The 25322-nt window shown below is 46.7% G+C and carries 21 protein-coding genes; 13 read left to right on the forward strand and 8 right to left on the reverse strand.

The annotated features are described in order from the left end of the window. Nucleotides 1-525 precede the first annotated feature (525 nt). On the forward strand, nt 526-930 hold the full coding sequence (locus ACFSVM_RS00590; RefSeq protein WP_379259832.1) for an iron chaperone: 405 nt from the start codon (nt 526-528) through the stop codon (nt 928-930). Further along, nucleotides 927-2390 carry a serine hydrolase domain-containing protein gene (locus tag ACFSVM_RS00595; protein WP_379259834.1) on the forward strand — a complete coding sequence of 488 codons (1464 nt, stop codon included), beginning with the start codon at nt 927-929 and terminating at the stop codon, nt 2388-2390. Before ACFSVM_RS00590 ends, ACFSVM_RS00595 begins: the two co-directional genes overlap by 4 nt. A gap of 16 nt (nt 2391-2406) precedes the next feature. On the opposite strand, the gene ACFSVM_RS00600 is transcribed toward ACFSVM_RS00595, so the two are convergent. Beyond that, nucleotides 2407-3174, reverse strand: a complete 768-nt coding sequence (locus ACFSVM_RS00600; RefSeq protein ID WP_379259836.1) for a YheC/YheD family protein — start codon at nt 3172-3174, stop codon at nt 2407-2409. Between the two features lie 354 nt (nt 3175-3528). On the opposite strand from ACFSVM_RS00600, the gene ACFSVM_RS00605 reads away from it, so the two are divergent. After that, a complete protein-coding gene (locus tag ACFSVM_RS00605; RefSeq protein ID WP_379259838.1) occupies nt 3529-5556 on the forward strand; it encodes a methyl-accepting chemotaxis protein in 2028 nt (675 codons plus the stop codon). A gap of 151 nt (nt 5557-5707) precedes the next feature. On the opposite strand, the gene ACFSVM_RS00610 is transcribed toward ACFSVM_RS00605, so the two are convergent. Beyond that, nucleotides 5708-6316 carry a transglutaminase-like domain-containing protein gene (locus tag ACFSVM_RS00610; RefSeq protein WP_379262815.1) on the reverse strand — a complete coding sequence of 203 codons (609 nt, stop codon included), beginning with the start codon at nt 6314-6316 and terminating at the stop codon, nt 5708-5710. 231 nt (nt 6317-6547) lie between these two features. Here ACFSVM_RS00610 and ACFSVM_RS00615 point away from each other — a divergent pair, with 231 nt between their 5' ends. Continuing rightward, nucleotides 6548-8701, forward strand: a complete 2154-nt coding sequence (locus ACFSVM_RS00615) for an amidase family protein (protein ID WP_379259841.1) — start codon at nt 6548-6550, stop codon at nt 8699-8701. Nucleotides 8702-8809: 108 nt separating this feature from the next. On the opposite strand, the gene ACFSVM_RS00620 is transcribed toward ACFSVM_RS00615, so the two are convergent. Next, nucleotides 8810-8986, reverse strand: a complete 177-nt coding sequence (locus tag ACFSVM_RS00620) for a DUF2197 domain-containing protein (RefSeq protein ID WP_076312390.1) — start codon at nt 8984-8986, stop codon at nt 8810-8812. A gap of 106 nt (nt 8987-9092) precedes the next feature. After that, on the reverse strand, nt 9093-9557 hold the full coding sequence (locus ACFSVM_RS00625) for a hypothetical protein (protein ID WP_143042144.1): 465 nt from the start codon (nt 9555-9557) through the stop codon (nt 9093-9095). A 267-nt stretch (nt 9558-9824) separates the two neighbouring features. On the opposite strand from ACFSVM_RS00625, the gene ACFSVM_RS00630 reads away from it, so the two are divergent. Then, nucleotides 9825-11006: a NupC/NupG family nucleoside CNT transporter gene (locus ACFSVM_RS00630; protein ID WP_076312388.1), complete on the forward strand. Its 1182-nt coding sequence runs from the start codon at nt 9825-9827 to the stop codon at nt 11004-11006. Nucleotides 11007-11128: 122 nt separating this feature from the next. On the opposite strand, the gene ACFSVM_RS00635 is transcribed toward ACFSVM_RS00630, so the two are convergent. After that, nucleotides 11129-14239: an MMPL family transporter gene (locus tag ACFSVM_RS00635; protein ID WP_379259845.1), complete on the reverse strand. Its 3111-nt coding sequence runs from the start codon at nt 14237-14239 to the stop codon at nt 11129-11131. Between the two features lie 78 nt (nt 14240-14317). Further along, nucleotides 14318-14932 (reverse strand): TetR/AcrR family transcriptional regulator, encoded by a 615-nt coding sequence (locus ACFSVM_RS00640; RefSeq protein ID WP_076312386.1) that lies wholly within the window; start codon nt 14930-14932, stop codon nt 14318-14320. Between the two features lie 307 nt (nt 14933-15239). On the opposite strand from ACFSVM_RS00640, the gene ACFSVM_RS00645 reads away from it, so the two are divergent. Further along, nucleotides 15240-16547, forward strand: coding sequence for an MATE family efflux transporter (locus ACFSVM_RS00645; RefSeq protein ID WP_379262817.1), 1308 nt, complete (start codon nt 15240-15242; stop codon nt 16545-16547). 113 nt (nt 16548-16660) lie between these two features. Here ACFSVM_RS00645 and ACFSVM_RS00650 read toward each other — a convergent pair whose 3' ends face one another. Then, complete coding sequence (locus ACFSVM_RS00650; RefSeq protein WP_379259847.1) at nt 16661-19045, reverse strand: collagen-like triple helix repeat-containing protein; 2385 nt, start codon at nt 19043-19045, stop codon at nt 16661-16663. A gap of 151 nt (nt 19046-19196) precedes the next feature. Between ACFSVM_RS00650 and ACFSVM_RS00655 the strand changes: the two genes are divergently transcribed. The 3 genes from ACFSVM_RS00655 (at nt 19197) to ACFSVM_RS00665 (ending at nt 20921) form a co-directional block, all read left to right on the forward strand. Next, nucleotides 19197-19754, forward strand: a complete 558-nt coding sequence (locus tag ACFSVM_RS00655) for a hypothetical protein (RefSeq protein WP_379259849.1) — start codon at nt 19197-19199, stop codon at nt 19752-19754. Between the two features lie 85 nt (nt 19755-19839). Then, nucleotides 19840-20112: a hypothetical protein gene (locus ACFSVM_RS00660; RefSeq protein WP_076312382.1), complete on the forward strand. Its 273-nt coding sequence runs from the start codon at nt 19840-19842 to the stop codon at nt 20110-20112. Nucleotides 20113-20174: 62 nt separating this feature from the next. After that, nucleotides 20175-20921: an SDR family NAD(P)-dependent oxidoreductase gene (locus tag ACFSVM_RS00665; RefSeq protein ID WP_076312381.1), complete on the forward strand. Its 747-nt coding sequence runs from the start codon at nt 20175-20177 to the stop codon at nt 20919-20921. An 81-nt stretch (nt 20922-21002) separates the two neighbouring features. Here ACFSVM_RS00665 and ACFSVM_RS00670 read toward each other — a convergent pair whose 3' ends face one another. Beyond that, nucleotides 21003-21689: a lysoplasmalogenase gene (locus ACFSVM_RS00670; protein WP_379259852.1), complete on the reverse strand. Its 687-nt coding sequence runs from the start codon at nt 21687-21689 to the stop codon at nt 21003-21005. Between the two features lie 130 nt (nt 21690-21819). Here ACFSVM_RS00670 and ACFSVM_RS00675 point away from each other — a divergent pair, with 130 nt between their 5' ends. The 4 genes from ACFSVM_RS00675 (at nt 21820) to ACFSVM_RS00690 (ending at nt 25088) form a co-directional block, all read left to right on the forward strand. Continuing rightward, a complete protein-coding gene (locus ACFSVM_RS00675; protein ID WP_379259854.1) occupies nt 21820-22353 on the forward strand; it encodes an ankyrin repeat domain-containing protein in 534 nt (177 codons plus the stop codon). A 234-nt stretch (nt 22354-22587) separates the two neighbouring features. Next, nucleotides 22588-23472, forward strand: a complete 885-nt coding sequence (locus ACFSVM_RS00680) for an ABC transporter ATP-binding protein (RefSeq protein ID WP_379259856.1) — start codon at nt 22588-22590, stop codon at nt 23470-23472. A gap of 12 nt (nt 23473-23484) precedes the next feature. Further along, nucleotides 23485-24273, forward strand: coding sequence for an ABC transporter permease subunit (locus tag ACFSVM_RS00685; RefSeq protein ID WP_379262819.1), 789 nt, complete (start codon nt 23485-23487; stop codon nt 24271-24273). 20 nt (nt 24274-24293) lie between these two features. Then, nucleotides 24294-25088, forward strand: coding sequence for an ABC transporter permease subunit (locus ACFSVM_RS00690; RefSeq protein WP_076312377.1), 795 nt, complete (start codon nt 24294-24296; stop codon nt 25086-25088). Nucleotides 25089-25322 lie beyond the last annotated feature (234 nt).

Below are 25322 nucleotides of genomic sequence, written 5' to 3' on the forward strand. Positions count from 1 at the left end.
CCCAATATCATCGAGTGAAGTCTGAACTTAATGATATTGAGGCAGGGTACCCCCTCTTTTTAATACTTAATGAATTGGCTTGTACGCTTAACTTTCTATTTCCTTAATTCTTTTTCTAACCTGTTCTGTTTCTCTGTGAGTGCATTTATTTCTTCTTTTAGCGTTCGATATATGGAATACATAGATGACCCGATGATGATAAGAAGAATTCCCGAAATTGGTAGTACATAGCGTAAAATATATATATTATAAAAATAAATATCGGGAGTATCGGATCTAACACTTCTAGGTATAAAAAGAATGAGACCACTAGCAATTAATATAACTCCTAAAATTATAGAGAGATTATAGAATGTTTTAAACTTTGCAGATTCCAATAAAATCACTCCTCATCGGCTATAAATTAATTTCACATATCATTTCATTGCCGAGGCTATTGTATAGAAGATTAACCTGTTAAGGTTCCTATGTAAACCATTCCTTACTCAAATCATTTATAGATCTCAACGTTAAAGGAGCGAGCATATGAAAAATAATGAAGGGACAAACCAATCAACGGATAAATCAGAGAGTGAATTAATTGACACCTTCATTTCACAATTCCCGCCTGAGGTTCAGAGTAAATTACAGACGTTGAGACAGGTCATTAGAGAAGCTGCACCTGAGGCGAAGGAGAAGATAAGCTACCAGATGCCGACGTTTGTACTGGCAGGCAATCTGGTTCATTATTCAGCCTTCAAGCACCATATCGGTTTTTATCCGGGCTTAAGTGGTATCACTGTATTTAAGGATGAATTATCGAAGTACAAGGGGGCCAAGGGCTCTGTGCAATTTCCAATGGACCAGCCCCTTCCGTATGACCTAATCAGCAGGATCGTGAAGTATAGGGTGATGGAGAACAAGGAGAAGGCTGGTGTTAAACGTCAATGAGTTGGAAGAAGGATACGCCTGACAAGGACAACACATCAGGTATTCTGGATATTTGTGATCGGACTACAGGCGAGATGACCTCGATAATCGCCAAAATTGAAGAATTACAACTAGAGGTAAATAGTCTTGTGCTTATGAAGGATGGAGTGATAAAGGCTGAGATCTACCGGGAGCCTTATCGTAAGGGATGCCCTCAGCTGCTGTATTCATTAAGCAAGAGCTTTACTTCCATCGCGATAGGCATTGCTTGGGATCAAGGGCTCATTCGTCTAGATGATCCGGTCATTTCCTTTTTTCCTGATAAACTTCCTCCCGTGATCTCTCCTAACCTGGCCAAGATGTCGATTCATCACCTGCTGTCTATGAACACGGGGCATCACGATGATATTTATGCAGAAATCGCCAGGGAGCAGGACTGGGTAAGAGCCTTCCTCTCCTTAGAAGTAAAGTATGAACCGGGAACCCATCATCTGTACAACACACATGCCACCTATATGCTCTCTGCAATCCTTGAGCGTGTCACAGGACGTAATCTGGTAGATTTCCTGATGCCGACATTGTTTGATCCGCTGCATATCCCGCGCCCAATATGGGAGACCTGTCCCATGGGTATCACTGCAGGAAGCATAGGGCTCAGTCTGACGACAGACAGCGTGGCAAGATTCGGTCAAATGCTGCTGGATAAAGGAATGTATGCAGACAAGCGCATTGTATCCGAACAATATATTGAACTGGCGACGACGAAGCATAGCGACACAGCGGATCGAAAGGATCGGATAGACTGGCAGCAAGGATATGGATACCAGTTTCATATGTGCAGGCAAGGCTGCTATAGAGGGGATGGATCTTTTGGCCAGTTGTGCTTCGTTGCACCTTCCGCAGGCATTGTGCTTGCGGTAAATTCCAGCTTCAAGAGCATGGAGCCGCTGCAAACGCTGCTGGATTTGATCTATACGTATGTGCTGAGCCCTTTCGTGAAAAACGACAATAAGTTAAATCAGATGGAGAGGAAGCTTCACCTAAGTTCCAGGCTTCCGGAGCGAGTGGAGCCTATGAAGGTACCGACGGGCATTCGAGAGATAGATGGGAGATGTTATAGGTTTGACGAGCATCCTGAAGGACTGCGCTCGATCCAATTTCGTTCCATAGGGGACAGATTGGAGCTTCAAATGCAATATGGAGATGAGCGGGATCAGCTGCTTGCCTTCGACCTCAACAGACCGGTGACACAGCAAGGAATATTCCATAAGGATCTATCCCTTCATTTACAGGAGGTTGTAGCTTGTGCTTCGTGGATGAGCAGTGATACTCTGCAGCTGACACTGTTCTATATCGAAACACCTTATATGGTGACATATCACTTAGCATTTACGGAACGGGAAATCGAGCTGAACTATCATGTGAACGTCTCCTTTGGACTTCGTCAATATCAGGCATTGGGACAATTACAAGGTGCCTAAATCCTCTAATCTGTTACTATCTCTTACGTCCATATTTCTTGGCGTTAGTCAGAATGTGCTGATATAGACTCTTATCCTTCATATTCTTCAGCGGATAGAACTGAGGTCTTGTGTTGACCTCCAGAATCCAGATCCCGCCATTCTTATCCAGCGCAACATCGAGACCCAGCTCATGGAAGCCATTCTTGTGGGAATCAAATACTTTGCCGACAGACTTTCCGAGCTTTTTGAGTTCTGCTTCAATCTCTTCTGCTGTGGTGTTAGAGAAGCCAGCATTTAATAGGGTGGGGCGAATAAATCCGATGCTTCCGCCTTGCTGATAGTTGGTAGCTACTTTACCCGGCGTACCGATCTTGGTAAAAATACCAGATGATTTCCAGCTTCCGCTGCTCGATTTCTGAACCATCACCCGAATATCGAACGGTTTGCCGTTGGTTTTCTTAAGCTGAATGCCTTGCTGAAGCAGGTACGGCTCACGGTTATTTCGTTTTTTTAATTCATTATATAAATTATCAAGCGTAGTGAATTGCTTCTTGACCGAGTTGTGCTGGTACTGGTATCCATTATCGCGCTTCTTGATTCTTATAATGTTGTAGCCTCCAGTACCGTTCTCCGGCTTAAAAAAGACCGTCGAGTACTGTGACAGCATGCTGCTCAGATTACTTCGGCTGAACGGCATCGTTTTTGGAAGATAATCTTGTACTTCAGGGCTTTTGTCGAGCCATTTGGTCTTGGTCCATTTGCTCTTGATGGTTGTGCTTGTATAGTGCATTTTCTTCTTCACAGGTTCTCATCCCCTTTCTACCTTAGGATATGATGGCTGATGAAGTCCGTTAGTGCACTAGTCTAGCTAGGGATAATGGGGCATCTGACACGGATAGAAAAGAGTGTAAATATGTGCGTAAGCCCAATAAATCCTGCGAATAAGGTCCGGATTGGGCTTTTTTTTATTGCCTGCTGCTTGAGAAAAAGTGTGTCATATAACACAGCAGCAATAATTATTTTACATGTGATGTTAAATAAATCATCCCGCTTGACCGATGAATAAATGTAAATCTTTTAACTTTATGCGGAGTATAGGCAATTAAAAATGCAGTAAATGAGCAAGGCTTAACCAATGAACTGGAGGTTTTTTTGAGTGAGCAAGTTAAGTAAGAAGCTAAAGTGGTTCGACAAGAGCAAGCTGAAGTGGCCCAACAAAAACAAGCTGAGATTAACCGTGAAGTATAAGCTGATGATCGTATTTCTTATCGTACTAATTATCCCATCTTCTCTTATAGGGACCCTATCGTACCAATCCGCGAAGCATGTGCTGGATAAGGAATTCATGCGCAGTGCGGGCGAGAGCGTGGACGTCATCAACGCAGTCATCACAGATGTCATTGCTCCTAAACGAGAAGATGTTGTAATCTTCGCCAACCATGTCAACGCAACGCGGTATGATGGAGTCGATAGTCCTGATATTAGAGCCGAGTTCGATAACTACATACAATTCCATAGAGATTTAGACAGCATGTATGTCGGAACAGAAGAGGGTGTCATGATTCAGGTTCCGAGAAAGCAGCTTACTGAGGATTACGATCCACGTCAGAGACCTTGGTATAAAAAGGCGATGGAGAACAAGGGGCAGGTCGTCGTTACCGATCCCTATGTATCCGCAGCAACCGGCAATCTGGTCGTCGCGGTAGCAAAAATGACCGAGGATGGCTCGGGTGTTGTCGGCATGGACATTAACCTGCAGAACTTGAGTCAAGTCGCTGGTCAAGTAAACATTGGTACAGAGGGATATGCGATCGTTCTGGATCAGCAAAGGAATATCGTAGTTCATCCTACGATGGAGCTAGGTATAAGAGCAGGTGAGGATTTCTTTGATCAGATGTTCGCATCAGAACAAGGCGAGTTCGATTTCACTTATGAAGGGGATTCGAAACGCATGGAATTCACCACGAATGAGCTGACGGGCTGGAAGGTCGGCGGTATTGTGTTTGATACCGAGATTGAAGGCATTACTCAGCCCATTCTTATTGCAACGAGTATCGTTATTGTTGTTGCCATTGTGCTCGGCTTATTACTAGTATTCTTCCTTATTGCCTCTATTACGAAGCCGCTTCAAGCGCTGCGCACATCAGCAGCCCGGATTAGTGAAGGAGATTTGACCGAGAAGATTCAGCTGAAAAATAACGACGAGCTTGGAGACCTCGCAGGCTCATTTAATCAAATGTCTCACAACCTGCGAACGCTGATCCAGGAAATCGGCTCCAAATCAGAGCATGTTGCTGCATCATCAGAGGAGCTTACCGCAAGCTCAATGCAAACAGCCACGGCTTCAGAATATGTAGCTTCTTCGCTTCAGGAAGTGGCAAGCCGGGCGGAAACGCAGAACGATCAGTTGAACCAAACGGTAGAAGCTCTTACTCAGATCAGCCTGGGTATTCAGAAGGTAGCCGGGAATGCGGTTCATGTCTCGGATTTGACGAAGCATGCAGCAGAGCAGGCAGCGGACGGGAATGATTCCGTGCTGAAGACGATGGATCAGATGAATGCGATATACAAATCAGTGAATAAATCTAATGAACAGCTGCAATCGCTGCAGCAGCGTTCTCAAGAGATCGCTGTCATTGTCGATCTGATCGGCGGTATCGCTGGGCAGACGAAGCTGCTATCCCTTAACGCTTCCATTGAGGCGGCAAGAGCGGGCGAGCACGGCAGAGGATTTGCCGTGGTAGCTGAGGAAGTCGGTCATCTGGCCAAGCAGTCGGAGGAGGCTGCGAAGCAAATTATCGAACTGATCGGGCACATCCTTAAGGAAACGGAGACCACAGCGGAGAGCATGAAGCTGGCTGCAGAAAAAGTAGAGAGTGGACTCACCATTTCCTTCAATACGACAGAAACCTTCTCTTCCATCATTCAAAATATTCAGGAAATTCCTGTCCAGGTAGAAGAGGTCGCGACCCTGTCTGAACAGATTGCAGCAAGTGCGGGGCAGGTCACATCTACCGCTCAGAACCTGCTGACGCTGTCCACGGAGAATGCATCCTTATCCGAAGATATGGCAAGCTCAACACAAGAACAGCTGGCATCCATGGAGGAAATCAGTGCAGCTTCGGCTTCCTTGTCCAAGCTTGCTGAAGAGCTGCAGGAATTGGTTCAGCAATTTAAAATCTAGGATTCTGCCATAAATACATTACGAAGAGGACCCTTCTGAGAAGTATAAGAAGGGTCCTCTTCTGTGCTGAATGTGTGGGTATAAATTGTATGTAGAACTAATCCTGCTGCCGAATCTTGCCTCATCAATGCACCTCTTGCTGTATATGGAACTAAATTTCTGTCGGTAAGCCGTGAAGATACATCTGAATACAATCGGAATGTCGGCGTAGTACATCGATTGTTTTGGGATGAGGAGCTGTGTACATCACAGGATAATCCATTTCTTCATAGTAATCGCGTATCTGAAATGCAAGATGCTCTTCATCTAATGAGAACTTCGCATTCACACCCGGCTTATTCCCTCTCGCATCAAGTCTGATCCATCTGCCGATGGACGAAAGATAAACACTGTTTAATGCATGGATGCAGTACCCCATTTCCGGGGTATCTCCAAGCGTTAAACGCTGATAACAAAATCCTGTCGGAATTCCTTTGCACCGCAATATGGCACAGAGTAAATTGGACTTGGCATAACATATACCTTCCTGATATAGCAATACATCCGATGCGATACACGTAATGCGTGAGCTCTGAATATCCCAGGAGTGAGCAATCTGATCCCGAACATATTCAAAGGCGATTTTCACGAGTTCGGTTTCACTTACCGAAGAGTTGTACAACTCATTTGCCAGTTGTTGAATGGAAGGATGTGAGTAATTCACTTCCTTTGTTTCGCATAAATAGTCTTCTACAGATCCAGATTGGGCGATAAGCTGCAGCATCTGCATTCCTCCTCATCATACTTGACTTCAACCTATCAAAAAAAACGTTGAAAATCTAGATATATATATTGCTGCGAAGTCAATGAATAGAAGCTGAAGATATACAAGGCATAAGACTTATAAAAAATTGTAATGTCAGATCATATGACAAAAAATTGAAATCTAGCAAATGAAGTATAAAATAGGTTTCGAGAGTTACTAACTACGAGAGAGAAAGGAGTTATGATCATGAGAATGACCATTCTAGCAAAAAGAACCATGTCCTTCGTCATTTCCGGAATGTTGATCGGAGCTATACCTGAGCTGGCGGGAACGCCTTCAACCGTGCATGCGCAGGAACAGATTCGATTGGAAGAGATGACAGTCAGTGAATTGACTGAGGGATACAACAGTGGAAAATATACAGCTAAGCAGATCGTCCAAGCTTATTTGGATCGAATTGAGAAGTATGAGGATACATATAACGCGTTCACCTTCATGAATGATAACGCCCTGCAAGAGGCGGAGGAGATTGACCGTCTTCGGGGTGAAGGAGCGGAGCTGGGTCCGCTTGCGGGTATACCCGTTGTTATCAAGGAAGCGGTGGATGTCGCTGGATTCCCAAGCACATTTGGCTGGGCACCCCTTAGTAAATCAGCGGGTGGCATTGAACTGATGCCTGCTGAGGATGCTCCGGTCGTGTCACGGCTGAAGGAAGCAGGGGCCATCATCATCGGGAAGACGAATATTCCGGCCTTCAGCGCAACAGGAACGCATGCGAATACGAGCTGGGCTGGACCTACGTATAATGCAGTTGATCCCTCAATTGCACCGGGCGGCAGCAGCAGCGGGACAGCAATGGCGATCTCGGGGAATTTGGCCGTCCTTGGAATTGCCGAGGAGACGGGAGGCTCGATCCAGAATCCGGCGGCAGCGCAGGCGATTGTCGGTATCAAGCCCTCGTTCGGACTTATTCCGACAACGGGAGTTACACCGCTTGCCGGAAGCACACGGGACGTTCTCGGACCGCATGCCCGTACTGTGCTGGATGCGGCAGTGATGCTCGATGTCATGGCCGGTTATTCAGAGAAGGATGAGAAGACAGAGGCTGCCATTGGCCATATTCCTGAAGAAGGCTACGCAGCAGCCGTGAGTGATCAGGCACTGAAGGGCAAGAGGTTAGGTCTGTATGGACCGGGCTGGCGTGATAGTGAGCTGTCGGCAGAAACAGCAGCGCTGTATGAGCAAGCCGTGAAGGAACTGGAGGAAGAAGGGGCCGTTGTAGTAGAGGATCCTTTTGCCGGATCAGGCTTCAAAGAGTATGTGAAGAAGACGGGAAATGTCGGTATGGAGACGTTCTTCTACGATCTGGAGAGCTATTTGAAGAACTTAAATCCTGAAGACGATACCTTATCTATTCAAAGTGTATTTGAAGAGGCCGGTGAGCTTCCTTGGGTCAAAGGCGGACCGCTCAGTTTTATGGAAGGAAGATTTGAGGATATCGATACGGCAATTACCGACGCGAAGAAGACGCCAGATTTAACGGAGTTCAATGAAGTTAGAGAAGAGTATCTGCGAATCTTGGACAGTGTCATGGAAGAGCATGATCTGGATGGGTTTGTGTATCCACAAATGTCTAACCGGATTCCGAAGCTGGGCGAAGGCGATATTGGCGCGACAACGGTGCCCGAGATTAATATCAGCGGCCTGCCATTAATTACGGTGCCTGCAGGCTATTACGAGAATGGCTCACCCTTTGGCCTCGCGTTCTTTGGAGAGATGTGGGGAGAAGCCGAGCTTATTGCAATGGCATATGATTACGAACAGGCAACCCATCATCGGGAGCAGCCCGTATTAATTGAGAAGTCTGCAGATTATACCGATGTTAAACCCAATAGCCCCTATTTCCCTGCTGTGATGTCATTGGCAGCTGCCGGAGCGATCGATGCGGATCAATCCGAATTTCTGCCGAATGAGCCGATTAGCCGTGCGGAAACAGCTGATATTATAGCAAAGGGCTTGCATCTGAATATTCCGGACAATGCGGGTACCCTACTTGATGGCTTTGAGGATATTTCATCCGAGGATGAGTATGCGGGGGTAATAGCTGCAGTATACCGTGAAGGAATTCTCCTAGGCGGATCAGATTTGTTTATGGGTGGGCAGTCACTGACGAGAGAACAGATGGCGTCTGTATTGGTAAGAGCCTTTGATCTGCCCAAGCTGTCCAACAGTCCGCACACGGTAGTGATGACGAATGTGAAGACCGCACACAAAGAGGATGTTATGATCCTGGCTCAGCACGGAATAACGGTCGAGCTGGACAATTATAGACCACAGGATACCGTTACGCGCGGTGAATTTGCCGCCTTTATGTACAGAGCGATGGGGCTGCAGCTGTAAATGTAGTCTGGCTTTCAGGATTCCCCTTAAACTAAAATGATGGAATGAAAAAAAAGAGTCTGGGCTAACGATTAATTCGGTTGGCCAGACTCTTTTTTTTCCAAATTACTAACGATTCATTTCGCGCATAAAATTCATGATTGCTTCAATGCGTATTTTATCAGCACAATCTTCGCAACAAAAAAGCTTATCCTTTCTTTCCTTAGCTTGTTTATATTTTTGTGAACCTTCGTATACCCTGAATGTATTCTTACAATTATAGCAACGTACATCATAGTAAAACATTTGGTAACCTCCTTACATCACTTCTTAGTTGATATATCGAAGATTGTAACCAGTTCTCTCGTCATTCTTAAACATCTAAATGGGTTCTCCTTAATTCCATTGCATGCTACTTGAAATATTGTTCCAGAATCGCGGTATCAAATCCGTTAGAAATTTTAAATTCGCCTCCGTTATATTTATCCCTTGGTCTGCGTGAATTTTCTATACGAATATATTGATCATTATAGAGGTGCATATCAAAATGGGCTCCGGTCTTCAGCTGGATCCGGACAGTATAGTATTCCCATGGGAGGCCGCCGTCACGGGATGATTCCAATTTCATCTTGGAGAAATGAGAGATGAGCCCCTGAATCTCCGATGGATCTATAATCTCAACACGTTCCCAATCCTCATAGTCCTCGGTTCGCTTGGTAATATCAATCATATAATATGTATCTGTTTCTTTGACGTAATCCAGTACCAGTTCATCGAACGAGGCATAATGCAGTGACAGAATTCGCCATAGTACAGCGGCTGTCAACAGGGCGGATAGGGTGAAGCCTGCGATCAGTTTGAACCGTTTACTCTTCATTTTCATCAGTATCCTTTCCTTTACTATGACTTGGGAGTAATAGTAACGCTTATTTTCCATTATATGAATAAACGTTGCAAAAAGGGGTAAAGTTTAAGAAATTGCTTTTATAAATAGAAGTTCGGAGTATATGCGCAAAACAGGACTGGCTTTCGCCAGAGGAAAAAGCTGACTTGCAATAGGTTACGCAACTGTGTAATGTAGACAAGGCGCGCAATTTTGCGTAAATGCGCATTAATCATAAGTAAAAGGGAGTTTATGTGTGTGATGTCAATTGTAATTGGAATTCTTGGGCTTGTACTGACCCTGGGACTTGGATTCCTGCTTAGCAACGATAAGAAGAATATCAACTTCAAAGCCATTGGAGTGCTGTTCGTTCTTCAAATATTGCTTGCCCTATTTATGTTCAAGACGAGCATTGGTGTGGGCATTGTCGAGACGGTATCGAATTTTGTAACGAAGGTGCTGTCCTACGGATATCAAGGAATTGAATTTGTCGTTGGGGGATGGGCTCCGCCAGAAGCAAGCGTGTTCTTTATCAACGTGCTGCTGCTCATTATCTTTACGGCAACGCTGTTGTCCATACTGACACATATTCGGGTGCTGCCGCTGGCAATCAAGTATATCGGAGGGGCCCTTGCGAAGATTACGGGACTGTCGAATGTACTTACCTTTAATGCAGTGAACTCGATCTTCTTCGGTCAATCCGAGTCACTGATTGCAATCAAGCATCATCTGCAGAAGATGAATGATAACAAACTGTTTGTTGTATGTGCCTCTGCCATGGGTTCGGTGTCCGCATCCATCATGGGATCATATATGACGATGATTCCGCCTCAATATGTCCTTGTAGCCATGATCTTGAACGCGATGTCTGCCCTGATCATAGCAACGATGGTCGCTCCTTCGAAGCCGAGTGAGGATGAGAAGATTGATGTACGGGAAGTCTCCCAGACCAAATCGATCTTCGAGGCCATTTCGGCGGGTGCACTGGATGGTGGTAGAGTTGCCCTCATTGTAGGTGCGATGCTGATTGCATACGTCGGTCTAATTGCTTTGCTGGACGGGGCACTCAGCGGAATATTCGGTATCTCATTTACACAGATTTTAGGCTACATCTTTAGTCCTGTTGCTTGGATTATGGGAATTCCGGCAAGTGAAATGGTAACGGCGGGCTCCATTATGGGAATGAAGCTGGCGACGAATGAATTTGTAGCCATGCTCGAGTTTCAGCCGCTGATCGAGCAGCTTAGTCCCAAGACGGTTGCGATCGTCTCTACTTTCCTGGTGTCATTCGCGAATTTCAGCTCCATCGGAATTATTAGTGGATCGATTCAAGCGATCAGTGGTGAAAAAGCCGCCGTGGTTGCCAAATTTGGCCTCAAGGTACTGCTTGTTGCGACACTTGCATCCATTATTACAAGTATCATCGCCGGTCTGTTTGTGTAACAGGCAGATAGGATTGCAGCGCAAGGCTAGCATATAGACATAAACAACCCCGATTCTTATCCATGAAGAATCGGGGTTGTTTTTTTGGTTACGATTATCCTACTGGTATGATTCAGCAATCCTTATGAATCAAACGTTTGATGGGATACTTGATCAGCAGCAGCTTTATTTTTCTTACCCCATTTCTGTGGCAGCACAATGAGTGCCGGTACAAGCATAGGCAGAAGAATGAAGCACAGCACGATCAGTCCGGCCATTACGGCCGTTGCCAGCTCAATCAGCAGAACAAGTCCGGATGGGATCAGTGTAGCGAACGTACCGCCGAGAATAATCATCGCCGAGATGATGACTCCGCCGATATTTTTCGCGGACTGAACAAGTGCTGCAGTCGGGTTAAGATCTCCATACTCCTTATAGCGCATCATGAAGAAGATGCTGTAATCGACGCCGACGGCGACGATGATGATGAAGGAGAAGAATGGAACGAAAGAGGATACCCCGTCAGCCCCCAAGATCTGATACGTTACAAAATTCGTTGCAGCCATGGCCGTGTAATAGGAAGCAATCAGCGCCAAAATAATGTAGATGGATGGCAGCAGTGATCTAATGACGAACAGCAGTACGATAAATACCCCGAGAATAACGAGAATGGCTGTACTGTTGAAGGACTCAAGCTGTGCCTTGTTCGTGTCATAAGTGAAGGAGCTTGGTCCGGCAGCCCCATAAGCAGCCCCGTCAAGCACCGTACCCTTAAGACTTGCAGCCAGTGTTTCGTTAATGTCCTCAATCGTGTCCATTGCTCCCATAGAATAAGGGTCTTCCTTGAGAATAACCATCAACTTCGTAACCTTGCGGTCATCGGACATGAAAGTATCGAGTGATGTCTTGAATTCTTCTGCTTCCAAGGCTTCCTTCGGAATGAAGAAGGTCTTCGCCGATTCGTATTGCGACAAGAAGTCACCTGTCTGATCAAGACCTTCGGAAATGTCGCTTAGACCATTGCCGCTCTGACCAAGGCCGTCCTTCAGGCTGCCCATACCGCTTGACAGCTGGGATAATCCGCTGGTGAGCTCTTGTTGTCCCGCATTGACCTGAGCAAGTGCATCATTCAGCTGATCCATGTTCGATGTAATGACAGATGAGCCGTCAGCACCTTCGGATAGACCGGAAGAGAGCTGCTTCGCTCCTTGCTCCAATTCATTCAGGCCAGCCAGAATTTGCTCTTGGCCGCTGTTCACTTGAGACAAGCCGCCTGCAGCGGTATCGAAGCCGCTGTTCAGCTTGCCGTAATTCTCATTCAATTCATTTAACCCGCCTGTAATCTGAGCAAGTCCGCCTTCTAGCGCAGCGCCTTGGGCTTTGAGTTGATTGTATGTCTCGTCTTGCTGCAGTTCCGTGTGACTGTCGCCAAGAGCCGAGACTAAAGTATTGATGCCTGCCATACCGGTTTGAATGCCTGGAAGCTGCTCCGAGAGTGCAGTATATCCGCTGCGAAGGGCTTCGTACTGGCTGTGAATCTCCGTGAGTCCACTCGACAGCTCTCCAGTACTGGATACGATGGCACCGAGTCCATTCTTGATCTCCGCAATACCTGCTGCAATACCGTCAGCACCAGCGGCGCCTTCATCAAGCCCGCTTCCAAGCTGTCCTACTGCATCAGTCAGCTGGCGGTAGCCGGACTCAATCTCGCTTGATCCGGATACAAGCTCATCGACCTGAGAGAAGTCAGGCGTAGACAAGCCTTCTTCCATCTGATTCAGACCATCCCTGATCTGGTCTACTCCGTCTTTGGAGGCTGAAATCCCTCCCGTAATGGTTTCGGCTTGACTCGAAACATAGAAGTCCTCGATCGGTTCAAATTGAGGCTGTGTCACGCTGGATACCTGTTCTACACCTGGTAGACTCTTCAAAGTATTCGTGACCTGATCCAGCGCAGCGAGCGCTTCGTTGTTATCCATCGGCTCATCCGATTCAATGACGACATTGGTTGGCAGCGCCTGACCTTTGCTGAAATTGTCAGCAACAAGGCTGAAGCCTTTGGTTGATGGATAGCCATTGCCAAGCTCTTTCAGCTGGTCAAACGACAAGGTCTGCTTGCTGAACATCAGCACAGGGATCATCACGAGAATGATGAGAACGGTCGTAAGGACCGGAAAACGTACGGAAATGGACGTCAGCTTGCCCCAGAACTTGCTGTCCTTATGACCTGTATCCTGCTTCGAAGGCCAGAACAGCTTTGGTCCTAGCGTCTTCATGAAGAACGGTGTTAATGTATAAATTTGAGCGATCAAAATCACGGTACCGATCGCTACGACATTGGCAGATTGGTAAATACCAAAGTTGGAGAAGCTGAGTGCCGCGAAGGCAATGAACACCGTAAGCGTACTGTAAAAAATCGTCTTGCCTGCTGTACGATACGTTGTCGATATCGCCTCATCGACGCCTGCCCCATGTGACAGTTCTTCTTTAAAACGATTAAACAAGAGAATGTTGTAGTCCGTTCCAATCCCAAAGAGGATAAGAACAAGCAGCATCTGCGTTACACTGGTCACCGGGAAATCGAGCTTGTCGATAATCTGCGCCGCGATTCCCATCGAGACGAGATAAGTAATCCCGACGGTCAGCAGAGAGATGAACGGAATCAGTGCAGACCGGAACATCACAATGAGGACGATGAGAATAAATGCGACGGTCAGGGCTGCACTTTTTTCTACCCCGATCATCGTTGCTTCCAGGTAGTCGTTCTGAATGAAATCTTCACCGCTTAAGTAAAAATCCGTATCCACGCCGGACAGCTCGGATTCAAGCTCCTGCTTGATGTCCTTCACCTCACGGTCGCCCTTATCAATGCTGAAGCTGACCATAAGTGTGGTTTCGTTCTCCGAGATGAGCGAGGACTTCGCTTCCGGTGTTCCAAACGGATCCAGGAGCTCGGTAATGCCAAGGCCAGACATGTTATCACGGATGTTGTTAATGCCGGTTTCAATGTCTGTAAGCTCGGTGTCTGATAATTTGTTTTCGTTATGAAAAACAATAATATTGCTCGTTCCCTTATCGCCGTCAATTTTTTTCAGCATTTCGCTGGCGACTTTGGAAGGACTGTCCTCTGTCAGCGGATCCTGTCCTCTCTCATGCAGAATGGCATTCACATCGGGCTGAAATACGGTCAACAGACCTGCCAGTGCAAGCCACACAACTAGAATGAGCACCCGCCATTTGACGATTCTTTGCATTCTCTCTGACTCCTTTTTTCTATAGATAGATTAGTAAACACATGTTCATTTTACGAGCAAAAAAAACCAATGATGACATCACCGGTTTAATTTTTTCGCGAATCCTTCCCCGAATACGTACAGTTGTTCATCTACCAGGTATTTGATGGTGCTGCCGTCCTCATAATCACGCAGAATGATGCATATGCCTTCGATCAGCGTCGTCGCAAACATCTGAATAGACAATGGGTCCTTCGGGTCATGCAGGGCCGGAATGTCCTTTGCAATCAGCATGACCTTCTCCAGGATCTGTGCAACAATCTCGATCAAATCCTGCTTGGCCTGTTCATAGGCAGAACCCTGGCTTAGGGTCAGCAAGATTTTGATCTCAATGCTCGACTCCTTCAGCAGTTCGACGATCGTATCGTCTACGAGTTGAATACAGTTGAGTGTTTCAAACGCATCAATTGTATTTGTACCATCAATGGCTTTCTTAATATCCATCGTATACTTGATGAACTGGACGTAGGTCGGTTCAAGCACAGCATGAAAGAGGTCGTCTTTATTCTTAAAATACCGATATATATTACCAGTGGTAATACCTGCCGAGCTGGCGATTCGCCGCATCGAGGATTGAGCATAGCCATACTGCTCGAATTCAGAGAGGGCCGCGGCAAGAATGCGGTCTTTGATCTCTTCTTTTAATGTTTGCATTAATGAACACCTGTTTACTATTAAGATGATGGTATTAGTATAGAGGAGTGGAAACCGATTTACAAGAATCAATTTATATTTCCTTCATTCCATTAATTGATTCAATCAGAAAGATTAAATGAGAAAAAGGACCGTTATCACTATGCAAGAGCTGTGAAGGTGCTATAATAGTGTGGCAATTGATTCTAATACACTGAAAAAGAGATGATGAGCTTTGAATTCACCCGAACCCTATATACGACCCAAATCGACCTCAGCAGGCTTGCTGAATAAATATTTTACTGGTAACACGCTTGATTATAAGCAAATGATCGCGATTATTATTCCGATATTTGTGGATCAAGCTTTTATTATTTTGATGAGTCTGTTAAATACGGCCATGATCAGCTCCTCTGGAGTCGCTGCCGTCAGTGCGGTGAGCATGGTCGATTCCCTGAATATTTTCCTCATTAACGTATTTGTCGCCGTTGCGACGGGAGGAACCGTCATTGTTGCCCAGTACAAGGGCAGCGGCAATTCCCAGATGGCAGCCAAATCCGCTTCACAGGCTATATCCGCTGTCGCCATTCTATCGATATTCCTATGTGTACTCGTAATCGCTTTTCATACACCCATCTTAAATCTGTTATTTGGCGGAGCAGAAGCCGCTGTATTTGATAGTGCGAGGCTGTACCTGATCGGGAGCTGCTTGTCCTATCCTTTTATTGCCATATTCCAGGCAGTTACCGGTGTGCTGCGAGGTGTGGCGGAGACTAGACCGTGTCTTATTTTATCGCTTATCATGAACCTGACCTTTCTTGGGCTGAACATTCTGTTCATCACCGTGCTGGATATGGGTGTAATGGGCCTCATTATATCCATGCTGACGGCAAGAGTGATCGGGGCAGCAGCCTCGCTGTATTATCTCGTGAAGATCAATCAGTCCTTGCTGTTCCGTATCAAGAACTTATTGAAGCTTAATTTTTCCATTCTTAAGAAAATTATGACCGTCGGCATTCCGTTCGCCGCAGAGCAGATGTTCTTCAATGGTGGGAAGCTGCTAACGCAGACCTTTATTGTTCAGCTCGGGACGTTCGCCATTACAGCGAATGCCATTGCCGGCTCGATATCACTTGTGTTCCAGATCGGCGGCAGCGCGCTGAGCATCGCGATCGTCACGATCGTCGGGCAATGTATCGGCAACAAGAATACTGAGGATGCCCGCAAATTTATTAGATCTTTGCTCTGGCTGTCGAGCATCTTCTTCGTTGTCATTGCAGCCATCTTGCTGCCGTTGTTCCCGTTTGTGGTGCAGCTGTTCTCGCCGCCTGAGGAGATTGTGCCGATTATATTCGGCCTGACGCTGCTGATTGCTGTTGCGCAGCCATTTCTGTGGTCTACAAGCTTTATTCTACCTTCTGCGCTTCGTGCGGCAGGGGATTCCAATTTTACGTCCATGACATCACTTCTATCCATGTGGCTGCTGCGCATCGCTCTTGGCTTTGTGCTTGGCATTACGCTAGGCTACGGTATCATGGGCGTGTGGATCGCGATGGTGGTTGAATGGGGCGTACGGGGCCTTATCTTCTGGCTAAGGTTCCGGGGCGAGAAGTGGTACAGCCGGAAGCTGATTTAATATTTAGTAAGAAGAACCTGGATTAGGAACGTTCCTAATTCAGGTTCTTTTGAGTTTGAGTTAGTAATTTTTTGTATATGAAGGTTTCGATGATGACTGCTTATATTCTGTAATTAACTAAATCGGATTATATTAATACCCCTGACTTCAGCGGAAGCACTTGTTACGCTAGTGGCAGTAGCAAATGCTATATTTACCGTATAGACATTCGTTCCTGTAGCAGCTGCTGTATCTGCAAAGGTATTCGCGGATAAGAAACGTACAGTTCCTGCGGTATTGCCAGATCTCGTCAAATTAATCTCATTAATCAGCACACCATTATTCCGCAGCCGGACAAAATAGGAGACATTCCAGTTCGCAGTAGTGACGATGGCTATCTGGGTACTGTTATCGATCTTTAAAACTTGACCAGCAGTTACAGGTACGTTCAGCGTTTGAATTGTAGTTTCTCCTGTTAGGGGGATTGGAATTGCAGCAGTTTGGTTACTGAAAAAGAAAGAAGAGATCGCAGGTTGAGAAGTACCGGTTGTGCCAGTAGTACCGGTAACGCCGGTGACTCCAGTAGCTCCAGTAGCTCCAGTTGTTCCAGTGATGCCAGTAGCTCCGGTTGTTCCAGTGGCACCTGTAGCTCCAGTGATGCCAGTAGTTCCGGTAGTTCCGGTAGCTCCGGTAACTCCAGTAGCTCCGGTGACTCCAGTATCGCCAGTAGCTCCAGTATCTCCGGTAGCACCAGTAACGCCAGTGGCACCAGTGACTCCAGTAGCTCCAATCTCACCTGTAGCTCCGGTGACGCCCGTATCTCCAGCGGCACCAGTGGCTCCAGTAGCTCCGGTGACGCCCGTATCTCCAGCGGCACCAGTGACTCCAGTAGCTCCGGTATCGCCAGTGGCACCAGTGGTACCAGTAACTCCAATTTCACCTGTAGCTCCGGTGATGCCAGTAGATCCGGTAACTCCGGTAGCGCCAGTATCTCCGGTAGCACCAGTATCGCCAGTAATTCCAGTGTCTCCGGTGGTTCCAGTGCCACCCGTAGCTCCGGTGATGCCCGTAGCTCCAGTGTCCCCAGTAACACCAGTGATTCCGGTGGTTCCAGTGTCACCCATAGCTCCAGTCTCACCGGTAGCTCCAGTGGCACCAGTGACTCCGGTAACGCCAGTATCACCAGTAGCTCCAGTCTCACCGGTAGCTCCGGTAGTACCAGTGGAACCAGTAGCTCCGGCGACTCCGGTAGCTCCAGTGTCGCCCGTAGCTCCGGTGACTCCGGTAGCTCCAGTGTCGCCCGTAGCTCCAGTGATGCCAGTAGTTCCGGTAGCTCCAGTAACTCCAGTGGTTCCAGTAATTCCAGTAGCTCCAGTATCGCCAGAAATTCCAGTGCCACCCGTAGCTCCGGTAATTCCAGTATCTCCGGTAGTACCAGTATTGCCAGTGGCACCAGTGGCACCAGTAACTCCAACTTCACCTGTAGCTCCGGTGATGCCAGTAGATCCGGTAACTCCGGTATCGCCAGTAGTTCCGGTAGCACCAGTATCGCCTGTAGTTCCAGTGATTCCAGTATCTCCGGTAGCACCAGTATCGCCTGTAGTTCCAGTGATTCCAGTATCTCCGGTAGCACCAGTAACGCCAGTAAAGCCAGTATCTCCAGTAACGCCAGTATCTCCAGTGGCACCAGTAATTCCAGTGGCACCAGTAGTTCCCGTTTCACCTGTAGCTCCAGTGTCGCCCGTAGCTCCAGTGTCGCCCGTAGCTCCAGTCTCACCGGTGACTCCAGTATCTCCGGTAATTCCAGTATCGCCAGTAGTTCCGGTAATTCCAGTAACACCAGTAACACCAGTAACACCAGTAACACCAGTGATTCCGGTTGTTCCAGTGTCACCCGTAGCTCCGGTGATGCCAGTAGTTCCGGTGACACCTGTAGCTCCAGTGGCACCAGTGGCACTAGTGGCACCAGTAACTCCAATTTCACCTGTAGCTCCGGTGACTCCAGTATCGCCAGTAGTTCCGGTAATTCCAGTAACACCAGTAACACCAGTAACTCCGGTAGTACCAGTGGAACCAGTCACCCCAGTAGCTCCGGTGACGCCCGTAACTCCAGTGGCACCTGTAGCCCCGGTAGATCCAGTTACGCCATTGAATTCATTTGTATTTCTAAGTAATTCAGATGATACAAGCCGATGGGCAGCTACGATTTGACCGAAAGAATTTTTGCCCCACATAGAAACTTGTACCAACTTTTCATCTGGTCCATTAACTTGAAGAATAAACTCCAAACCGTCCAAATTAGCAAAATAATCTCTTGTTATCACTTGGTTTGGCTGAATACTGAATATATCATTGACATAAAGAGTCCGTGTAGCATTTAGGTAATATCCTTGAATTTCAATAATAGAGCTGCTTATGGTGCTTTGATTCTCAATTTGTACCGTGATTCGTTGTGTACTTCTTTCATTTGTGACTAGGGATATCCTATTCTCGATCGGTCCCGTTGCCCAGCAAATCATGATTATAGTTCACACCTTTTATATTGTTCTTCCTAATGTATACATCCGCCTCATGTTTTGTTAAAAATTTAGAAAAGCACGATTTCTAATGATAATTCATTTTGTATTGATTTAATGGGGAATCCGTATAACGAGTATTGGGGGCTAACATATGAAAATCACTCTACAGCATATCCAAGAAATCTTGTCTGAATATCGAATTAGCGCACGGATCGTAGATACACATCATTATATCGAGCAATACAGAGATCATCCGACTTTTCGTGCCAAGTTTATCCTCCGTGTTGATTTTCTAGATCACAAATCCGTCGTCATGAAGTTAGTACAGCAGGAGGAGCATCCAAGGTTAATAATAGAACAGCAAAGTATTTTTTCAGAGCTTATGAGAAGGAATGGCATTTTAACACCCAAGAGGTACATAGCTGGAGAGCACTACTGTATTTCTTATGTAATTAATGATCTATCGCTGGATGTTACGGTCGAGGAATATCTAGGGGAAGAAATTAAAACGATAGATATAGAGATCGCAGGTAAAGCGGGGCAATTAATGGGAAGGATGCATGCTATTTCGGAAAAAGAAGGTGCTCATATTAAGGCGGACTCTATATTTAATGTTGTCGGATATAACGAAGTGAGTGGATACGAGCGGTTCAGAGAGTTAGGTGAGGCAGGACAACTGAATCTTATGAAATATCGGAGAAATCATTGAGATCGGTATTTTTGACTACAATATTGCGGGTGACGAAACACTTGTTGGGGACCTGATCGTAGAAGGTCTTCTCGTCGCAAATGAAATGGATCTGGCAGAAGGACTAAGCGATTATGACCGTCCACGGTTATTCCATGCCTTCTTAAATGGATATACAGAGACAAGACAGCTTCGTATCCAAGAGCAAGAATTGGCAAATGATATTTATGCAGTCGCGGCTTCCATGTGGTTTACAACAATCAGGTATGAGGAGGAAGCACTGGACTTGTTGGTTGAAAGATCAGATACCAAAAAGATCGAGCGGGTGCTGGATGAGATGCTGGAGATCTTATCAAATATTGAATGCATCTACATATAGATGTAGAATAAAATATGGTTACTGAATTTTAGATAGTTACATCCAGAGGAGGAGACATCAACATGAGCAAAGTTGCAGTTATTACAGGCGGCGGCAGTGGATTGGGCCGTGCGGCGGCACTAAAGCTGGCAGAGCAGGGAGTCAACATTAGTGTCATTGATATTTCTGAAGCAGCGGGTAACGAAACCGTGAAGCTAGTGGAGGAAAAAGGTGTAAAAGCCATCTTCGTCAAAGCAGATGTCAGTAAAGCCGAAGATGTGAAGAATTACGTAGACAAGACAGTCGAAGCCTTTGGCACCATTGACATGTTCTTCAATAACGCTGGTATTTCCGGGCCAGGCACACGCTTTGCGGAAAATACAATTGAACAAATTAACCAGGTGGTGGGCATTAACCTGCTCGGCGCGCTCTACGGTGTAAAATATGTGCTGGAAGTCATGCTGAAAAATGGCGGCGGTTCTATTGTGAATACGTCCTCGACTGCCGGTGTGGTTGGACAAGAAACCGTGGGTACATATTCTGCAACGAAGCATGGTATTGTGGGAATCACCAAGACTATTGCGGCAGAATATGCACGCGAAGGGATCCAGATTAATGCAATCGCTCCGGGTACAACGGAAACACCAATGGTGAAGTCGTATCGTGAGAATCATCCGGAAGTATTTGAGAACGTCGTGGCCGGAATTCCGCAGCGCAGAATTGGACAACCGGAGGAAATTGCTGAACTGGTTGCATTCCTGCTGAATGGACAAGCCAAATATATTAACGGGGTCGTTGTTCCCATCGATGGCGGCTTTACAGCTCAATAATATTGAAGTTATCCTAAGAAAAATACACCTCTTCATGGAAGTTATGGAGAGGTGTTTTTGTATACTCCTAAGCTATCTCCATTAATATTTGATGTTCACCTTGAGAAGCGAGCTTCTTCTATGTGCAGCAGCACCGATGCTGCATGCAATTAGAAACTGGGCAGCGTAGTACGTTGCCATAATAAGGACACCCGCGTAAGGTATAGCTTCGACAAACCTGTTCCATGCCAGGATCGAATCCGAAATGACAAAGAGCAGGCTTCCGATACTGGCCCACACATTCCCTGTCATAACTGCAGACCAGAGCATAAGTGAAATGACGGTGACATACGCAATAACGGGAATGACCAGTCCTTTCAAATCGGCTGACATTGCAATATGTTGTGCAAGCTTGCCGCCCATAATCCAGGCGTAGATGCCGATGGGGATGATGCTCAACAGCCGAATCCAAGAGAAGCGCCATTGATTCAGAAATGCAGTCAGATAGAATAGATGACCGATCAGAAAAGCAAGCAGGCCGTATACGAACCATATCGGCAGCAGGCCGTCACCCAGCATACAGAAGAACAAGCCGGCCAGCAGCAGAGCGTGCGCCGAACGCCGGCCAGTTCGCATGCGCAGGAAGGCGTACAATATAATAAGTGCCATCGGAATCAGCTTGAAGAGCAATTTAATTTCAAATGGCTCTTCCGGAATAAAGAAGATATATAGTATGCTCGTGATTAGAACAAGTAGAGGCAGCAAGAGATTCCTCCCGAAGTACATCATGTCAGGACACTCCTTATGTAAGGGTTTTTATGAGTGAATTCTGTATTCATCATATAGCAGATGGCGAGGAAAGTCATGGAAAAAGAATGGAGCAAAAAGCACGGATTATAATACCTGAGGAGGATAAGAAATGGAGAATGCTAAACTACAAGTAACAGCACTATTTGAAGCTTTGATCGCAGGAGATAAGGAACGTGTATCCGAACTGCTGACAGAGCAGCCTCAGCTCGCGAATACTGAGAATGAAGATGGATTAACCCCACTGGCTTATGCAGGACATCTGGGATTTGAAGACATAGTTCAGACATTACTAGATCATGGGGCAGAGGTCAACGCTGTGACCCATTCCAAAATTGCTTACATCCCGTCTAACACGGCTCTGCATGCGACGATTGCCGGTGAACGAAGTCTTAACGTCATTAAGCTTCTCCTGTCTCATGGGGCAGATCCGAACATAGTGGACAGCGATGGCCATACGGCACTGCATTCGGCTGCGTATCATACGGATCGCACAGAGATCCTTCAGCTGCTGCTCGATCAAGGTGCAGAGGTGAGCCGTCCTACAGCCGATGGAGAGACGGCTCTGCAGATCGCAGAGAAGCAAGGGAACCAGAAGGTGGCATCGGTACTGAAGCAGATGACAACTCAGCTTCGGTATGAATAAGAGAAGTAGAATCGGATGGATAGAGGTAAATAAATCTCATTCCCCTGTGAGAAGTAGAGCAAGATGAAGCATAGCTTTCATTCATCAGTACCTTCTGTATAATTCAGGTGTAAATCTACTCTAATGGCGAAAATCAATGCAAATTTGCTGACTGTCTGATTTTACCCTGCTGCGGCAATCCCGTATGATTTGATCAGAAACCAAGTTGCAGGAATAGAGCGGAGGGGATGGCGCATGAATGCCGTGGAGATTGAGCATCTGACCAAGCAGTACGGCAAGGCTAGAGGGATTATTGATGTGAGCTTCTCGATTGAGGAAGGTGAAATCTTTGGCTTTATCGGGCCAAACGGGGCAGGCAAATCAACAACGATCCGGACACTGCTTGCTCTCATCTATCCCACGAGCGGCACGGCCTCCATCTTCGGCAAGGACTGCATTCGTCACAGCGCGGAGATTAAGAAGGAGATCGGATATCTGCCTGCGGAGGTCTTTTATTACGATCATATGAGGGTTGTGGATCTGCTCAAATATTCGGCCAGCTTCTACAAGAAGGATTGTACGAAACGCATGAAGGAGCTCGCGGAGCGGATGGACCTGGACTTGAGCAAGAAGATTGAGAGCCTGTCACTGGGCAACAAGAAGAAGGTGGGCATCGTGCAAGGGCTTCTCCATAGTCCCCAGCTGCTTATTCTCGATGAGCCGACGAGCGGACTCGATCCGCTGATGCAGCATACGTTTTTTGAATTGCTGAAGGAGGAGAATGAACGCGGGGCAGCGATCTTATTTTCCTCCCATATCTTGAGCGAAGTTCAGCGGCTATGTAACCGGGTTGCGATTATTAAAGAAGGAAGAATCGTCACCGTAGAGAAGATCAGCGCACTGAAGGAGTCTAATTATAAAAAGTTTGCGATTGAAACGGCCGTTCCTCTGGACCCGCAGCAGCTGGATATCGACGGTGTAAGTCATATTACGGCGGAGGGGAGCATTACCCGGTTTTTGTTCAAGGGGAATTTGAATCAGATCCTGCAGAGGCTGGCCCATATAGAGATGGATAATCTATGGATCGAGGAGCCGAATCTCGAAGAAATCTTCATGCATTACTATGACAGGGAGGCTTGATTCGGGGTGAACATGTTTCTTTTTGAACTGAAATCTTATCGAAAATCACTGCTGATCTGGTCCTTGTCCATCATTGGTATCATGGTATTTCTGCTGTCCTTATTTCCATCCATCTCCAGAGAGTTTGATGCCTTTGCGCGCATTCTTGAGGGATATCCGGAACCGTTCAGGCAGGCGTTCGGTATTCAGATTGAAAGTATGGGCACGTTTCTCGGGTTCTACACTTATATATTGATGTACATTACGCTGTGCGGAGCCATCCAGGCCATGCTGCTGGGCATGTCGGTCGTATCACGGGAAACCCGGGAGAGAACCGCCGATTTTCTCCTGACCAAGCCCGTGACGCGAACCAAAGTACTTACCTCCAAGCTGCTGGCAGCGGTCGCATCTATTCTGCTGACCAATTTACTGTATCTTGCCGGGGCCTGGCTTATGGCGGAACAGCTTCAAACGGGTGCGTATGATGTCAAATTGTACTTCATGCTCTCGATGACCCTTCTGTTCGTCCAGCTGATGTTTGTTGGGATCGGTCTCCTCGTTTCCGTACTGCTGCCGAGAATCAAAGCCATTCTTCCTGTATCGCTGACGACCGTGCTTGTTTTTTATATACTCGGGATGCTTGTGGCTGGAGACGAGGGAGGAATGAAGCGGTATTTGTCTCCGTTCAAGTATTTTGACACAAAAAAGGTCCTGGAGACGGCAAGCTATGAAGTACCCTACATGACGGCCGCAGCAGGGATCATGGTGATATGTACCGCTGTCTGTTATTACATTTATATAAGAAGAGATATTTCTGCCTAGCGTTACGGGAGGGGAAGTTCATGAACATATTTCGGAGAGAAATGAAGAGCTATCGGAAGTCCCTGCTGTTCTGGTGTATCGGCATTGTGCTTCTATTGGTGAGCGGGATGAACAAATACGAAGCGACGGCTGCCGGAGGGGAGCTGAACCAGGTGATTGCGGATATGCCCGAATCCCTTCAGGCTTTGATGGGGGCGGGAGCCTTTGATCTGTCGAAGGCCAGCGGGTATTATGGAGTGCTCATGTTGTACTTGTTCTTCGCCGTCACCATTCATGCCGTAACGCTCGGGGCCAGCATGATTGCCAAAGAAGAGCAGGACAGAACGGCAGAATTCCTATTCACCAAGCCCTTGACCAGAGACGCGGTCATCACCGCCAAAATAACAGCTGCTCTGCTGCAGATCCTCATCCTTAACCTGGTCACTTGGGCATCGAGCGTTATGATTGTCAGCTTGTACAATAACGGAGAGCAGGTAAATGATGATATTGCCGTTCTGATGATCGGGATGCTTATTCTACAGATCATCTTCCTCCTCGTCGGAACGGCGCTCGCCTCCGTATCCAAGCATGTAAAGCAGGCGGCTTCTATCTCTTCCGGTATATTGCTCGCTGCGTTCATCTTATCGATTGCTATTGATCTGAATGAGAGACTTGAAAGTCTGAAGTATTTCACGCCATTCAAGTATTTTGAGGCGAAGGAGATGATGTACGGAGGAGGATTCGATCTCATCTACGTCCTTCTGTCCGTGTTACTCATTGGAGTCCTGCTGGTCATCACCTATACGGCCTTCCGTAAGCGGGATTTGATGGTGTAGCCATGGAGATCCGATGGCACTAAGAAATTGCCTGTATAATCCAGTTATGTTATCATAACAATAGAAATAAGGACGGTCCGCTAAACCGTCCTCAGTACAATAGCTTGGTGGGTACTCCTCCGAGTGTGTTACTAAGTATCGAAGAAGTGACCCAGGCGCGAACCTAGAGGGTCACTTTCTCTTTTGTTCGATATATGTTAGCAACGCTATGACAAACCCAGCGAAGATAATTAT

Source organism: Paenibacillus shunpengii (assembly GCF_042684905.1).
Classification (GTDB): domain Bacteria; phylum Bacillota; class Bacilli; order Paenibacillales; family Paenibacillaceae; genus Paenibacillus; species Paenibacillus shunpengii.

Bases quoted from the DNA above. Each gene is read 5' to 3' on its own strand.
- ACFSVM_RS00635 (WP_379259845.1), bottom strand. From the start codon at position 14,239: ATGCAAAGAATCGTCAAATGGCGGGTGCTCATTCTAGTTGTGTGGCTT.
- ACFSVM_RS00630 (WP_076312388.1), top strand. From the start codon at position 9,825: ATGTCAATTGTAATTGGAATTCTTGGGCTTGTACTGACCCTGGGACTT.
- ACFSVM_RS00640 (WP_076312386.1), bottom strand. From the start codon at position 14,932: ATGCAAACATTAAAAGAAGAGATCAAAGACCGCATTCTTGCCGCGGCC.
- ACFSVM_RS00615 (WP_379259841.1), top strand. From the start codon at position 6,548: ATGAGAATGACCATTCTAGCAAAAAGAACCATGTCCTTCGTCATTTCC.
- ACFSVM_RS00625 (WP_143042144.1), bottom strand. From the start codon at position 9,557: ATGAAGAGTAAACGGTTCAAACTGATCGCAGGCTTCACCCTATCCGCC.
- ACFSVM_RS00685 (WP_379262819.1), top strand. From the start codon at position 23,485: ATGTTTCTTTTTGAACTGAAATCTTATCGAAAATCACTGCTGATCTGG.
- ACFSVM_RS00665 (WP_076312381.1), top strand. From the start codon at position 20,175: ATGAGCAAAGTTGCAGTTATTACAGGCGGCGGCAGTGGATTGGGCCGT.
- ACFSVM_RS00670 (WP_379259852.1), bottom strand. From the start codon at position 21,689: ATGATGTACTTCGGGAGGAATCTCTTGCTGCCTCTACTTGTTCTAATC.
- ACFSVM_RS00650 (WP_379259847.1), bottom strand. From the start codon at position 19,045: ATGATTTGCTGGGCAACGGGACCGATCGAGAATAGGATATCCCTAGTC.
- ACFSVM_RS00655 (WP_379259849.1), top strand. From the start codon at position 19,197: ATGAAAATCACTCTACAGCATATCCAAGAAATCTTGTCTGAATATCGA.
- ACFSVM_RS00595 (WP_379259834.1), top strand. From the start codon at position 927: ATGAGTTGGAAGAAGGATACGCCTGACAAGGACAACACATCAGGTATT.
- ACFSVM_RS00620 (WP_076312390.1), bottom strand. From the start codon at position 8,986: ATGTTTTACTATGATGTACGTTGCTATAATTGTAAGAATACATTCAGG.
- ACFSVM_RS00660 (WP_076312382.1), top strand. From the start codon at position 19,840: ATGGATCTGGCAGAAGGACTAAGCGATTATGACCGTCCACGGTTATTC.
- ACFSVM_RS00690 (WP_076312377.1), top strand. From the start codon at position 24,294: ATGAACATATTTCGGAGAGAAATGAAGAGCTATCGGAAGTCCCTGCTG.
- ACFSVM_RS00675 (WP_379259854.1), top strand. From the start codon at position 21,820: ATGGAGAATGCTAAACTACAAGTAACAGCACTATTTGAAGCTTTGATC.
- ACFSVM_RS00645 (WP_379262817.1), top strand. From the start codon at position 15,240: ATGATCGCGATTATTATTCCGATATTTGTGGATCAAGCTTTTATTATT.
- ACFSVM_RS00680 (WP_379259856.1), top strand. From the start codon at position 22,588: ATGAATGCCGTGGAGATTGAGCATCTGACCAAGCAGTACGGCAAGGCT.
- ACFSVM_RS00590 (WP_379259832.1), top strand. From the start codon at position 526: ATGAAAAATAATGAAGGGACAAACCAATCAACGGATAAATCAGAGAGT.